General features: G+C 31.4%; 15 protein-coding genes, 1 tRNA gene and 1 pseudogene. 8 read left to right on the top strand and 9 right to left on the bottom strand.

The window, feature by feature from the left end; translation table 11 throughout:
- Nucleotides 1-3 precede the first annotated feature (3 nt).
- The 6 genes from AAGD29_RS08850 to dapD form a co-directional block, all read right to left on the bottom strand.
- A complete protein-coding gene (locus AAGD29_RS08850; protein WP_341757851.1) occupies nt 4-2,577 on the bottom strand; it encodes an N-6 DNA methylase in 2,574 nt (857 codons plus the stop codon).
- 35 nt (nt 2,578-2,612) lie between these two features.
- A complete protein-coding gene (locus AAGD29_RS08845) occupies nt 2,613-3,224 on the bottom strand; it encodes a ribonuclease H-like domain-containing protein (RefSeq protein ID WP_341758790.1) in 612 nt (203 codons plus the stop codon).
- Between the two features lie 91 nt (nt 3,225-3,315).
- Nucleotides 3,316-3,633, bottom strand: coding sequence for a septum formation initiator family protein (locus tag AAGD29_RS08840; RefSeq protein ID WP_341754077.1), 318 nt, complete (start codon nt 3,631-3,633; stop codon nt 3,316-3,318).
- Entirely contained in the window at nt 3,630-4,292 is a 663-nt protein-coding gene (locus tag AAGD29_RS08835) for a phosphatidate cytidylyltransferase (protein ID WP_341757850.1), read from the bottom strand. The genes AAGD29_RS08840 and AAGD29_RS08835 overlap by 4 nt, the downstream gene beginning before the upstream one ends.
- Nucleotides 4,279-4,971 carry a polyprenyl diphosphate synthase gene (uppS, locus tag AAGD29_RS08830; protein ID WP_341757849.1) on the bottom strand — a complete coding sequence of 231 codons (693 nt, stop codon included), beginning with the start codon at nt 4,969-4,971 and terminating at the stop codon, nt 4,279-4,281. Before uppS ends, AAGD29_RS08835 begins: the two co-directional genes overlap by 14 nt.
- A 460-nt stretch (nt 4,972-5,431) precedes the next feature.
- Nucleotides 5,432-6,256: a 2,3,4,5-tetrahydropyridine-2,6-dicarboxylate N-succinyltransferase gene (gene dapD / locus AAGD29_RS08825; protein ID WP_341757848.1), complete on the bottom strand. Its 825-nt coding sequence runs from the start codon at nt 6,254-6,256 to the stop codon at nt 5,432-5,434.
- A gap of 95 nt (nt 6,257-6,351) precedes the next feature.
- Here dapD and AAGD29_RS08820 point away from each other — a divergent pair, with 95 nt between their 5' ends.
- The 5 genes from AAGD29_RS08820 (at nt 6,352) to AAGD29_RS08800 (ending at nt 9,780) form a co-directional block, all read left to right on the top strand.
- The gene (locus AAGD29_RS08820) at nt 6,352-7,002 is read left to right on the top strand and encodes an MJ0042-type zinc finger domain-containing protein (RefSeq protein ID WP_341757847.1); all 651 of its coding nucleotides are present in this window, start codon (nt 6,352-6,354) and stop codon (nt 7,000-7,002) included.
- 124 nt (nt 7,003-7,126) lie between these two features.
- Nucleotides 7,127-7,612: an RDD family protein gene (locus tag AAGD29_RS08815; RefSeq protein ID WP_341754072.1), complete on the top strand. Its 486-nt coding sequence runs from the start codon at nt 7,127-7,129 to the stop codon at nt 7,610-7,612.
- Between the two features lie 66 nt (nt 7,613-7,678).
- Nucleotides 7,679-8,278 carry a recombination mediator RecR gene (gene recR, locus AAGD29_RS08810; RefSeq protein ID WP_341757846.1) on the top strand — a complete coding sequence of 200 codons (600 nt, stop codon included), beginning with the start codon at nt 7,679-7,681 and terminating at the stop codon, nt 8,276-8,278.
- Nucleotides 8,279-8,594: 316 nt separating this feature from the next.
- Nucleotides 8,595-9,371 carry a HAMP domain-containing sensor histidine kinase gene (locus AAGD29_RS08805; RefSeq protein WP_341757845.1) on the top strand — a complete coding sequence of 259 codons (777 nt, stop codon included), beginning with the start codon at nt 8,595-8,597 and terminating at the stop codon, nt 9,369-9,371.
- Between the two features lies 1 nt (nt 9,372).
- Nucleotides 9,373-9,780 (top strand): response regulator, encoded by a 408-nt coding sequence (locus tag AAGD29_RS08800; protein WP_341757844.1) that lies wholly within the window; start codon nt 9,373-9,375, stop codon nt 9,778-9,780.
- A 276-nt stretch (nt 9,781-10,056) separates the two neighbouring features.
- Here the strand turns inward: AAGD29_RS08800 and grxD are convergent, their stop codons facing one another.
- On the bottom strand, nt 10,057-10,386 hold the full coding sequence (grxD, locus tag AAGD29_RS08795; RefSeq protein ID WP_341757843.1) for a Grx4 family monothiol glutaredoxin: 330 nt from the start codon (nt 10,384-10,386) through the stop codon (nt 10,057-10,059).
- A gap of 50 nt (nt 10,387-10,436) precedes the next feature.
- Here grxD and nth point away from each other — a divergent pair, with 50 nt between their 5' ends.
- The 3 genes and pseudogenes from nth (at nt 10,437) to AAGD29_RS08780 (ending at nt 13,010) form a co-directional block, all read left to right on the top strand.
- Nucleotides 10,437-11,075 carry an endonuclease III gene (gene nth / locus AAGD29_RS08790; RefSeq protein WP_341754065.1) on the top strand — a complete coding sequence of 213 codons (639 nt, stop codon included), beginning with the start codon at nt 10,437-10,439 and terminating at the stop codon, nt 11,073-11,075.
- 354 nt (nt 11,076-11,429) lie between these two features.
- A tRNA-Ser gene (locus tag AAGD29_RS08785) sits at nt 11,430-11,517 on the top strand.
- A gap of 307 nt (nt 11,518-11,824) precedes the next feature.
- Nucleotides 11,825-13,010, top strand: a pseudogene (locus tag AAGD29_RS08780) (IS256 family transposase).
- Between the two features lie 136 nt (nt 13,011-13,146).
- On the opposite strand, the gene AAGD29_RS08775 reads toward AAGD29_RS08780, so the two are convergent.
- Together AAGD29_RS08775 and AAGD29_RS10365 are read right to left on the bottom strand one after the other, a co-directional pair.
- Nucleotides 13,147-13,455, bottom strand: coding sequence for a nucleoside triphosphate pyrophosphohydrolase (locus AAGD29_RS08775; RefSeq protein WP_341753919.1), 309 nt, complete (start codon nt 13,453-13,455; stop codon nt 13,147-13,149).
- A 26-nt stretch (nt 13,456-13,481) separates the two neighbouring features.
- Complete coding sequence (locus AAGD29_RS10365) at nt 13,482-14,135, bottom strand: PD-(D/E)XK nuclease family protein (protein WP_410521204.1); 654 nt, start codon at nt 14,133-14,135, stop codon at nt 13,482-13,484.
- Nucleotides 14,136-14,229 lie beyond the last annotated feature (94 nt).

Raw genomic sequence — 14,229 nt, 5'->3', positions numbered from 1 at the left:
TAATTAGTATAATCCTATATCAACCTTAATATTCTCAATTTTTTCTAGCTCTGCTTTCAGATTTCTTTTTATTTCTTCAATTTTACGATATTTTTCTGCTATTTCTTTTTGTGTTTGTAGATCAAATTCTCCTGCCTGGGTTATTGGGATTTTGACTTTAACATTTTTGATAATTTCAACAGTAACTCTTTTATTTTGAGTACCTTTTGCATAAGTTTTTAGGTTTTCAGTCAAATAGGAATATACATATTCTAAAGAGATATTTGCTATTTTGGTTATTAATGCTCCGCAATGTGTTGTCATGGAAAATTTACCGTTACGCACAAATACTGTGCCGGCATAAATTCCGTCTGTTGTCCACGTTAAGCATTCGCAATCATAGTCATAGCTATCAATGTAACCAATAATACCTCGATCAATTGTTTGTGCTGAATATAGGGGATAATCACCTTTATGATTTTTGACAAAAATATTTGTATATTTTGCTAACCCTTTTTTAACATCAAAAATATCAGCTATTGACAGTTCTTTATAAAGAGGAGAGGTCTCTATATGAAATTCATCCTTTATTTCTATAGATGCATTATTTAATGATTGGGATATGTCTTCAAGTATAGAGCTAAACTCTATTGGAGAAATTAGATTACACTTATCTATTGCTCCAAGTTCTATCCTTTCCTCTTCACTCCAATTGCAATCAATATTCCAATCTCTTAAATTATTTTTAAACCATTCAACTTTCAGTATTTTGCATCTCTTATCATGATTGATACTAGCAAAATATTTTTTACTTCCTTTAAAAGCATTGTATAAATTGACTGCTTCTTTTAGATCATCTTGTTCAATATCAAATCTATAAATATCTCTACTTTCTCCAATCTCACTTACTAAATAAGTAAATACTGGGTCAGTTTGCACTTCAGTAGTATTATTCTTCTTTGTTAATGCTAAAATGTATGTTTTTTTACTAATTGTAAAAAATGTTTTAACAGGCAATGAAATTATTGCATCAATATAGCAAATATCTAAAATATATTGTCTTAAATTTTTATCATTTTGCCTGTTAAACATTCCTTCAGGTACAATTATAAAAGCCTTGCCATCTGGTTTTAAAGCTTTTATAATCCATTCCACAAACAAACCTTCAACACCCATTGCATTGATTTTGTAATGGTTTTTTAGGTTCGTTTTGGCAATTTCTTCCTTAAAATTACTACTTCCACTACTAAAATAAGGAGGATTTGTCAGAATTAGATCATACTGGTTTTCAACAATTTCTGATAATGTACCTAGTATTGATTCCCTCTTTAAAATAAAGCTTTCATTGAATATATTAGCAAATCCTTTTGTAAGCCCTGCATTATCTTTTATAAGGTCACAAAAATAAATCAGCATATTTGCCTTTGCTAAGATAATTATTCTTTGTGCATCTTTATCAAAACCTTTATCAAAACCAACTATTTTTACCTTTTGTTTTATTTTACCATTTTCAATAGTGAATAATTTATCAAGTTTATCTTTTATAAATTCCAAAGGAAATTTTCCGACACCACAAGCAGGGTCACAAATTGTCATGCCTTCTTTTAATGTACCTTCTGCCATTTCATTCACTGCACGCACCACTTTAATCGGTGTAAAAAACTGTCCCCAGTTCTTTTTACTGGTACTTTCCTTTAAAAAACTTTCAAATAATTTGCTTTTAAAATCATGATCAATATGTTCAAGTTTACCATAGTCTCTAAACTTTTCTAAAACTTTTTTAAAGACAGTTCCGTATCCAGTAACGGCTTTTTGATCTTCACTTACAAATATAGTGCAATTTATAATCGTTGTTTTATCTATAGGATTTTCTGGAAATAACTCTTTTATTTTGGGTCTTATAATATTTGCATAATGTTGTAGTACATCATTATATTCATCATATTTGTACATATCTATTAATTTATCAAACGAATAAGTACCAGTTAATATATTCAAATCGCTCAAATATTTGAATATAAACAACTCAACAAAACTATATAAGCAATTTTCAGGAGTTGCACCGCTTACGCTCCAAACATCTTGCCAAATTTGTTTAGAAAGATCTGTTGGATTGACTAGTTTTTTAGGTAAAATCCTATCATTTTTCTCATTTATCGATTGTATTATTTCTGTAATAATTTTTTGTAAATTTTCATCTGTTGGATTAAATTTATATTTAAAAGCATTACCATTCGCATCTTCAATACTATTTCCAGTTGCAACATTAATCCAAAGCGTTTCTTGTGTATCCGTTGCAATTATTAGTTTGGTTTTTAACTTTTCTGCAACCTCGATTCCTTGTAAAATAGCCTGATTTTTCTTGTCAACTGTATTGAATTGCTTAGGATGTTTATATTCAATTATTGCTATAATTTCCTTCTGCTTTACAATAATTGCATCAATTTTTCTATATTCAACACTTCCATAATCTATACTTCTTATTATATCATATTGTTTCAAAGCACTAATAGTTGTTGCACCAATATTATAAAAATTCCAAGTTCCTATTTTTGGGGGATTTTTTATTAAATCTCGTTGCAGTAATTCTTCACTCATAATAGTAACTATATTTTGTTCACAGCATTTAGAGCTTAGTGCATAAAAATATCAATATTGTTCCATCCTACTAGGTCTAAGTTGGCTCTAATAGGTAGAAACTTAAAAATCTGTTTTGCAATATCTAACCTATTTTCGGCCAGTAACATATCTTGCAAGATAGCACGAAGTTGATGTAGGTAAAGGACGTCTTTGGCAGCATATTCTTTTTGCTCAGAGGTAAGATCCAACCTACCCCAATAGGAAGATTGTTGTTGTTTAGAAATTTGGACTGAAAGTAATTCACGGCATAAGTCTTTTAAACCATGAGTATCAGTATAGGTTCTAACCAGTTTAGAAGATATCTTTGTACAAAATATGTTCTCCAAATCTATTCCAAGATATTTTCTTATTGCTGCTAAATCAAATCTAGCATAGTGAAATATTTTGCATCGATTATTATCAAGTAATAGTTTTTTTAAATTAGGTGCAGCGTAATTCTTGTCAATAAAGTTTACTAAGTAAGCCTTACCATCTCCATTACTCAGTTGCAAAAGGCATAGCCTATCCCTATGTAAGTTTAATCCCATCGTTTCTGTATCGATTGCTAGGTCTCCGGCAATATTAAAATCTTCCGGGAGATCATTCTGAAAAACTATAATACTAATACTAACCTCCTAAGTTATTTTAACTTAAGTTCGATGTAAGGCATCGGTTTAATCGCCTAGGTGACATCAAACCTGTTTCATCGAACTCAGGTTATTTTATGGTAAAAACCTGTTCTTTTGACGACGCTACTCCTAAAACTCTTCTTGCTTCTTGGTCAAGCATATCTCTATCTAGAGATTCTGGTCTAAGTAGTTTTACTTTATGTTCAAGTTCAACGCGTTCTGCCCTTAAAGTTTCTAGTTCACTATAGGTTTTTTCGAGTCGTTGATTTAATGTAAAATAAGCAATAATCCCTCTATTACCACAAATAGAATGGAAGATAAAATAAACTAATAATAAAGATAGCAAAACATTAAATATTATCTTTTTGGAATTTTTAACTGAATCAATAAAATATTGATAATTCATAATATTTTAATAATAAAAAATAATATTGGGGCGGTAAGAATTATGCTATCAAATCGGTCTAGAACACCGCCATGACCTGGTATTATAGCACCAGTATCTTTTATAGCAAATTTACGCTTAAAATATGAAATAAATAAATCGCTCATTTGTGCTATTAGTGCTAAACAAATAGCTGCTATAATTAAGTGCCGTTTGTTTAATAAATAGTCAGTTGGTAAGTCAAAGCTAGGTACTAAACTTAATAAAAACGCTGTAAGCCCACTAGCTAATCCCCCTATGATTAGTCCACTCCAAGTTTTGTTAGGACTAATCTTGATGGTCAGCTTAGGTCCGCCTATATTCTTCCCACCAATCATAGCAAATATATCAACTGACCATATTATAATGAAATATAGTAATAATAGCCATCGATTTTTATCTTCAGTAGCAATTATTATTAAAGATATAGTAGGAATGGGAATGATAACAAAGCCCAGTAATATATGCAAAAAGGACGATTTTGTCATTTGATACCATTCATATAACATAATTATGGCAATTAATAACATAACTATATAAAATAATGACTTAATGAACATTATCGCTATAATAAATACTGGTCCTATTACTAGGGCTGATAATATTCTTACTACTATATTAGGCCTCTTATCTAGCACCAAAATTCCTTTTTCTTCTTGAATAATCGTTTAACGCTTCTAATATATCTTGTTTGTCAAAGTCAGGCCAATATTTAGGTAAAAAATATAGTTCAGCATAGGCGGCTTGCCATAGTAAAAAATTACTGATTCTACATACACCACTAGTACGAATTAACAAATCTACATCAGGCATTTCTGGATCATACAAATAATTAGCAAATTCATTCTCGCTAATTTCTGTTTTACCAGAATTAATGATTTTCTGACATGCATCAACAATTTCTGCTCTCCCGCCATAGCTAAAAGCAAAACAAAGAGTTATTTTGTTATTATTATGTTTTGTCAATTCTATAGCATCATGAATTTGTTTTTGTAACGTAGTATCTAACAGATCCAATCTACCAATAATTTTTATTTTAACTCCGTTCTTGTGTAGTGACGCAGTCTCATTTTTTAGGTAGTAACGTAGTAATTTTAGTAAGAATGTAACCTCAGTCTTTGATCTACGCCAATTCTCTGATGAAAAAGTATAAAGTGTAACGTAAGGTATATTAAGTTCTATAAAATTTGGTAATAATTTTTTTACTCTATCAGCACCTGCTCTATGTCCCTCAGATTTTGGTAAGCCTTTTTCTAAAGCCCACCTTGCATTACCGTCCATGATGATGGCTAAATGATTTACTTTGTTGATTATACTCATATTTATTGTTTGTATATACTCTTACCTTAATTCGATATAAGGTCAATTTAAATAATGACCTACTAGAAATTACTTAAATTACCAAGTGTACAAGTCTAAGTAGGTATAATAGTCCTATAATGTCATTCCCGCGTAGGCTTTGCCTGCGTAGATCACTAGTATGTCATTCCGCGTAGGCTTTGTCCGCGTAGATCACTAGTATGTCATTCCCGCGTAGGCGGGAATCCATAATATCTAATAGCCTTTGCAGGTTATTTTTTGGATTTCCGCTTTTAGCTAGGAATGACAGCGTTCCATCGTATATGTCCCTACTTCCCTTTATGTCATCCCTGCGAAGGTAGCGGGATCTATATTATCTAATAGCTTTTGCAGGCTATTTTTTGAATCCCCACCGTAACTCGGACGCCGAGGCTGCTTAAGTTGACAAAACTTGCACACTTGGTTTAAATTGATAATTTTTTCAAGATCGTAATAGATCATTTATAGATACTTTACTTCTAGTTCCTTTATCCACCTGTTTAACGATTACTGCACAATATAAACTTGGTTTTCCTGAATCAGCAGGTAAGCTGCCGGGTACTACAACTGAGTAGGCCGGAACTCTACCATAAATTATCTTTCCACTTTCCCTATCTACTATCTTGGTAGAGGCACCAATAAATACTCCCATACTAATTACACTTCCTTCTTCTACTAAAACCCCTTCTGCTATTTCTGATCTTGCACCTATAAAACAATTATCTTCAATTATTACCGGGGTATTTTGTATTGGCTCTAGTACCCCACCAATACCTGTCCCGCCGGAAATATGACAATTCCTCCCTATTTGTGCACATGATCCTATGGTAGCCCAAGTATCAATCATTGTTCCTTCTCCTATATATGCACCTATATTAATAAAAGAAGGCATAACAATAATGTTTTTAGCTAAATATGTCCCCGTTCTTATAAATGCTCCGGGAACGATACGACAGCCATGGGTTCTAAATAATTCTTCATTATGATTTGTAGAAAATTTGGGAGCAATTTTATCATACCATTTCATACAATCACCAGAATGGATTTGCGAATCAGTTACAATAAAATATAATAAAATTGCTTTTTTTACCCAAAGATTAACTCGCCAATCAGCCCCTTCTTTTGCACAAACTCTAATTAATCCTTGATTTAAACCATCAATAATATTATTCAATATTTGTTTGGCGTAGTTAGTTTTTTCTGAATCCTTGGTTAATTTATCGCGTATTTGCCACAATTCTTCTATAGTATTGATATGTTTTTGCATAACGTCCTTGCTAAACTATTAAAAAAATCATAATTTACTTTATTTTTAAGTCAACCTATATACTCAAATTTGAGTATACAAATTAGATCACGTAAATGAGTATTGCTTGCCCAAATTGTAACACTACCTTTATAGTTTCAAAAGAACAAATAGGTATGACTGGTAGGAAGGTCAAATGTTCAAAATGCCACCATATATGGTATCAAAAGGCAGAGTTTGATCAGCAAGAACCTCCTATTATATCAGATAATACCACAAAAAACGCTAGCACTAATGAAAATAATAAAATATATTTAACTAAAGGTACTAACTTACCGGCTTTATTACCAACTAAAATTCCTGAGCAATCGCATATTTTATCTATATTATTGTGGCTTAGTTTAATTGTCTTCTTATTATTAATGTTATTTCACGAGAAGTTTAATATACCAGCTCTGTATAAAGAGAATAATAATATATTAACTATAAGAAATATACATGTTGAACAAAATAAAGAAATGGGACAAATTAAAGTTTCCTATAGGATAAGTAATATTTCCGACCATGATGTGATAATACCACTTATTAGGGTTAGATTGCTCAATAAAAAATATGTAACAGTAAAATCCTATATAATGAATCAAAAAAATATTAAACTGTCCCCTAAGCAACATATCGACATTGCTACGTATCTTGATGTAGTTCCTCGTTCAAGTGAGTTGTTAAATATTATGCTTGGTAATAGTTTGGATTTCATATTACATTAGACTTCTTCTGAAAGAGATTTATAATCAGTTCAAATACTCCCATAACACGCGAATTTGGGGTATAACATAACCTGAATTCGATGTAACTTGTTACATCGAACTTCCGTGATATATATAGAAAAAAATGAATAAACAAATTATATACCCTAAACTAATTCCTAGGCTCTTCGCTTCTTGCCTAGATTCGTTTTTGTTGTCAATTTTTACAACTCCGATCACCCACTTTATATTATCTAGACTGTCTTTATTTTTTTTTAAAGCTAGTATAGCGGACATACTAATAATGGGTAGCAAGAAACCGGAGTTAGTTCAAAATGTAACTGCTAGTAGTGTTTTTACATTATTTATTTTAATGTTTATAATTAATTTTGCCCTAGCTGCAACATATTTTATTGGTTTTTGGATTTATTTGGGTGCTACTCCAGGAAAAATGGTTATGCATATGAAAATAGTAGACGCAGTAACTCTTGAAAAACCTAGTAAATGGCAATTAATTAAAAGATTTTGTGGATATGTATTAGTGCTAGTTGGTATTTGGTTTATACTCTTTTCTAAACAACGCCAAGCTTTGCATGATAAAATTGCTGGAACAGCGGTTATTAAGAGTTAAAACACACTAGTATTAATTTTAAAAGTTGTAGTATCACTAGATTATTAGTAGTAAAGGTATGCTAAAATGAATAAACCAAATGAAATAGATCAATTGATATATCTTTTCTCCAAACTACCTAGTCTTGGTCAAAGATCAGCAAGGCGTATAGTCCTGCATCTTTTACAAGAAAAAGACGTTAGGTTAAAAGGTTTAATTTCAGCTCTTTCTTACGTAGATAATAATGTTGTCAAGTGCGATATTTGTGGCAACATAGATTCTCATCATATTTGTAGAGTATGTTCATCTGATGATCGCAACGAATCTATTATAGCAATTGTTGAAACAGTGACAGAATTGTGGGCAATAGAGCGTAGTGGCATTTTTAATGGATATTATCATGTACTAGGACATAATTTATCAACTGCAAATAGCCATAATTCTAAAACACTAAGACTACCAGAATTATTAGCTAGATGCCAAGAGAATAACATTAATGAAGTAATTATTGCAACTAATTCCACCTTAGAAGGTCAAACTACAGCTTATTTCATTACTGAATATTTCAAAGATTATACTATCAAAATATCAAGATTAGCTAGCGGCATTCCAATAGGTGGAGAACTAGACTATTTAGATGAAGGAACTTTATCAGCTGCAATAGCCTTAAGACAGCCTTTTGACTAAATTTATTAAAAATTATTTATTGTATTGAAAAATCTAATATAATATATAAGCCGTTGGTTATATATTAAATTTTGTTAATAAATTATCAAAAGTTACTAAACTAGAATTATTTACATGAAATGTTAAATATTTATACATTATAGGTATTAACATACCACTAAATGTTAATTTGAAATTTTTAGATATTTTCATTAGTTATTTTATATTTCACCTTGCATATAATTATTTTAAGTAAAGTAAGCATATGTACCAACTTTTTTGGACTATTTTAGTCATATTTTTGATTCCTGTAGTTCTTTATATTTGCAGGTACAAGATGTTTTCGTGGTTTAATTTAAGAAATAATTCAAAAACTAAAATATTAGAATTAGAACAAAAGATATCAGAGCAAGATAATATTTTGAATCACGTTACTCATGAAATTAGGACTTCGATACATGGGGGAAGTAGTATTGCCCAGTTTTTATATGAAAATTGGGATAAAATGGATGAGCAAGAACACGTAAAGTATGTCAGTATAATAGCTAAAAATAATCAGCGTCTTATAAAATTAATTAATGACCTACTAGACCTATCTAAGTTTAGTACCGGAAAAATGCAGTTTAATTTTGTTGCTATGGATCTATTATCTTCTATAAAAGAGACCGTGCAGCAACTTACAGAATTAAACATAATTAACGATCGAGTTAATATTATTCTTATTGATCATAGTATTACAAAAGCAATGATTAATGGAGATAAAGTTAGGATTAACCAATTATTGAATAATTTATTTAATAATGCACTTAAATATACTAAGGAAGGATTAATTATAGCGATAATTGATTTAAAAAATCATGAAAATATTCCTTATTGGTGCTTTAGCCTAATCGATACAGGTATAGGAATTCCAGACTCAGAACTTGAGACTATTTTTGAAGTATTTACTCGTAGTTCACGAACTAATAATAATTTTCTTGGTACAGGTGTTGGTTTATCTATTTGCCGAGAAATTGTACTGGCTCATAATGGTTATATTTATGCCGAGAATAACCATAAAAGAGGAACAAAATTGGAATTTATGATTCCTGTATACGATAAAAAAGAGACATAAAATGCTTACAAAGGATAATATTGCAAAAGTATTTACGATACTTTTTGTTGATGACGAGCCAATTTGCCATGACGCAATAAATTTAGTGCTACATTATGAACAAAAATACAAAATTATCAGTGCTTATTCCGGACAAGCAGCAGTTAATTTATCTAAAATATATGCTAATACAATAGAGTTAATATTTCTTGATATTTCTCTTCCTGATATGACAGGTTGTGAAGTACATAAACAAATAAGAAGTGATGAGAACCTTGCACATATTCCTATAATTTTTCAAACTGGTTTGTCTAGCAATCATCAGGAAATACAAAAACTCTTACAAAAACAAGCAACATACCTAATCCATAAACCTTATAAAAACGAAGAACTGCTTGAAACTATAAGGCAGTTCCATAAAACTTTCTAGATATACTCATTTATAAGCCAATATAAGAATAACCTCAGTTCGATATAAGAATTATTAATTCTTATATCGAACTGGCTTTGTTATAAGGAAAAATGCACTCTTGAAGCGGTTCTGTGAGTGCATTTTAACTTTTTTCATCATTCAATATGTGATTTTAATTATTAAAATCACATATTGAATGGAGTGTTATATTTTAACAATCAGGTGGGCAGCCGCTTCAAACCTGATTGTTTCTATATATAACACGAAAGTTCGATGTAACTTGTTACATCGAATTCAGGTTATTATATGTTTATCTTTTAATAATGAAACAAGGTCACCATTTTCATACATCTCACGTACTATATCGCAACCACCTATCAATTCCCCTTTTATATAAAGCTGTGGTATGGTAGGCCAATCACTGAAAGATTTGATATCTTCACGTAAGCTAGGATTGGTTAAGACATTAATATCACGAAATTCTATGCCAAGTTTTTTTAAGATAGCAACAACGGTAGCAGAAAAACCACATTGAGGAAAATTGGCAGTGCCTTTCATAAATAATACAATATCATTATTAGCAATTTCATTTTTTATAAAATCAAAGTTTTTATTCTCTAACATTCCTAAACCTGATAAAAATTATAACTTCTTTTACTCTTAAATGTTATATTATGCAAGCTCAAATAGTTGATAAAATTTTTGAAATTTTAAGCCAAAATAATCCTACTCCCCGAACAGAACTAGAATATGTTAATAATTTTACTCTATTAGTAGCGGTGATATTATCCGCACAAGCAACTGATGTTTCAGTTAATAAAGCAACTAGATTATTGTTTGTGGAGTATAATACACCGGAAAAAATATTAGAGCTTGGGGAAGAAGGGTTAAGAACTTATATAAGATCAATAGGTTTATTTATAACCAAAGCAAAAAATATTGTTGCACTTTGTCGAATTTTGATAGATAAGTATGACAACAAAGTACCTAACAATTTTGATGACTTAATTAAATTGCCAGGTGTCGGAAGAAAAACTGCTAATGTAGTATTGAATTGCCTCTTTGGTAAGTCAACTATCGCAGTTGATACGCATGTATTTAGAGTTTCCAAAAGATTAGGGCTAGCAAATAGTAATACTCCCAAAAAAGTAGAACTTGAATTAGTTAAAGTTATCGATATAAAATGGTTACAACATGCTCATCACTGGTTGATATTGCTTGGTAGGTATATTTGCAAAGCACGAGTACCAAATTGCCCTGCTTGCCCAGTTAAAGAATATTGTGAATATTATGCTAATAATTTTCTGAAGTAGCAAAGTGTAAATATACTCAAATGATTTGAAGAATTGGCTAGGAGTACAAGTGGCAAGTTAACTAGTCATACATTTAGTATACTGCTCGTAAATGAAGAGTTGGTAGACGATAGAATCAAAATCAACAAGTGCTAGGAGTGTCTAAGCCGAGGAGCGCAGCGTACATTAGTACGTGAGTACCGCAGGTCTTGGACAACGACAACGCAATTGTTGATTTTCATCGAGTATATGTGAGTACGCAAAGTCCCGATAATAAGACAATGCCAACACTTGAAAGACGAAGAGTATACCAAACCTATTGCTTACGTAGTTAACCGAATCTGATGTAACTTGTTATTCTGAATTCTCATAGATGGAGAGGTGGCCGAGTGGTTTAAGGCGCTCGCCTGGAAAGCGTGTTCACGGTAACGTGTCAGGGGTTCAAATCCCCTCCTCTCCGCCACTTTGGTACAAGTGTTTGTTTTTTCAAAAATATCGAACGGGAAACGTAGAGAGGTCTCAAGTTTTTTGCCCCTGACGTTTAAGGTGAAATGGGAATGTTCGTCTAACTGTGTCAAATAGAAAAAGATAATCTTTTAAATATATAAAATAAAGATTATTGATGTTGTAAATAGCGAAGAATGTGGATAAGTTACTATCAACTTATCCACATGTTCTTCGCGTAAAATAATAGGAAATTTGACATGAGTAAAGCAATGAAACCAATTCAACTAGATAAAGTATCACAAATACTTAATCAAGATAAATGTATGGAGATCATACAAGGACTATACCAAGGCAAGCCATTACTTGGTCCAAGTGGACTGCTAACGTCTTTAGTGAAAGATTTTACGGAGCTTGCCCTAGAAGGTGAAATGGATTCTCACTTACTAGAAAATAGTTTGGAACAAGGTAGTAACCGTAGAAACGGCATTAATACTAAGACTATGAAGACGGCTACAGGTTCCTTCGAACTTGAAACACCAAGAGACCGTAATGGTAGTTTTGAACCACAATTGATTAAAAAAAGACAAACTATTTTAAATGAGGAGCTGGATAATAAAATATTAGCTCTTTATGCTCTTGGGACATCTTACGAAGGGATTGCTGGACACCTACAAGAGATAATATGGTGTAGAGGTATCAGCTGCTACAATTTCATCTGTTACCGACAAGCTGATGCCGCAATTAAATGAATGGCGAAGTAGACCACTTGAAGCGATGTATGCGATAGTTTTTCTTGATGCTATGTTTTTTAAGGTTAGACAAGATAACAAAGTAACAACTAAAGTTGTTTATAATATTATGGGGATTGACCAAAATGGTCATAAGGATATTCTAGGATTTTATGCTTGTGAATCAGAAGGATCACATTTTTGGTTAGGTGTTCTTAACGATTTAAAAACACGTGGTATGAGAGATATATTAATAACCTGTATTGACGGGCTAGAAGGTTTTCCGGAAGCCATTAATACAGTATTTCCAAAAACTGAAATACAGCTTTGTATAGTACATCAAATTCGTAATTCTTTAAAGCATGTAGCTAGCAAAGATCAGAAATCATTTATGGTAGATTTAAAGATGATTTACCAAGCAGAAAGTAGAGATGTGGCAGAATATAACCTGCTACGACTTGAGGAAAAATGGGGTAAAAAATATCCGATGGTTATTAAATCTTGGCAACAAAATTGGGATAATCTAGCAACTTATTTTAAGTATTCAGGCGAGGTTAGAAAGCTGATTTATACCACCAATCCGATTGAGGGTTTTCACCGTCAAGTCAGAAAATATACTAAAACAAAAGGAGCTTTTACTAGTGAAAATGCTTTGTTTAAACTGGTATTTTGTGCTATAAAACAGATTACAGCTAAATGGAATATGCCAATACCAAATTGGGCAGTGACCGTTTCGCAGCTAGATATTTTCTTCCCTGATAGGTTGAATTTTAAAGTATGATATTCTATACTGACACAGTTCAGCGAATGTTCTCAAAAATTGATGAGAAATCAGGCTCTTTTAGCTTATCGCTACAATCTTTGAAATCAGTCGCCGCCATTTAATAATTGACTCACTTAATTGTTCTTTGAGTAGCTCAGGTTTTTATGATTATTTTTTCTAAAACTATTTTACTGTCAAAAGCACCATTGGTATCTTTTTTGTGCTTTTTAATGTTTAGTATATCCTTTAATTTATAAGAATTGCTATTACATATTACCTCAAGTACTTCTATGATATCAGCAATTTCTTCGATAGATTCACTTTTTAAGAATTCTTCTACCTCTTCAGAAAGTTTCTGTCTTAATAATTGTTTATACTCAGCTGGCTTTGCAATACGAAAGACTGGTATTCGACCAGATTTTAAGATAATTTGTGGAACTAAATCTCTCACTAATTTTGTCATATTACCTACGTATTATAGGTTGAAGGTTAACTAATAGTCATAAAATTGGCATTTTCTAGCCATAGAATTTTGCAAATGATTTCACTGTTAGGATACAGTTTTGCTACTATATGTCGATAAAAATTCAACTGATCAATATAAGATTCCTTAACTAATTGACAGGTTTTAGGTGGACTAGCATCAGATTTGTAATCAATAATGGTTATTTTCCCCGTATCAATAGCAAGTAAATCAATTCGTCCTATCTTAACCTCATCATTTATAGTTGTTCCTATCGTCACCTCAGTTTTTAATTCCTGAGAAATAAGTGCCATAAATTCTATATTATTCAGTAATTTATCAATATTGCTATGAATCTTTTCTTGCAGAGTTGTTGGTAACTTGTAAATAAACGGATGTTTATTCATACTAGAAAAATCATTGATCTTTGTGGCATCTTCTAGAATTTTATGAAATATCTTACCATATTCCAAATGATCATTAACTATAAGAGGAGAATTGACTGAATAATTTTGCTTTGTATTTTTGGTGATTTTATTAATTAAAAAAAGATTTGGTATCCAATCTTCAATGTCATCTCTACTTCCCTTTATGTCATCCCTGCGAAAACAGGGATCTAGAATATCTAAAGCATCCTTCCGGTCTATTTCTTTAGATTCCTGCTTTCGCAGGAATGACATATGCGATGAAATGATGTCATTCCTGCGAAAGCAGGAATCTAGATACTTGTTTTCGCAAGGGTAACACTCTATGGTACTTACATCCTGCACCGAA

This window comes from Candidatus Tisiphia endosymbiont of Ditula angustiorana (assembly GCF_964026425.1).
Lineage (GTDB): Bacteria > Pseudomonadota > Alphaproteobacteria > Rickettsiales > Rickettsiaceae > Tisiphia.
This window is presented reverse-complemented; position numbering and strand designations above follow the sequence as displayed.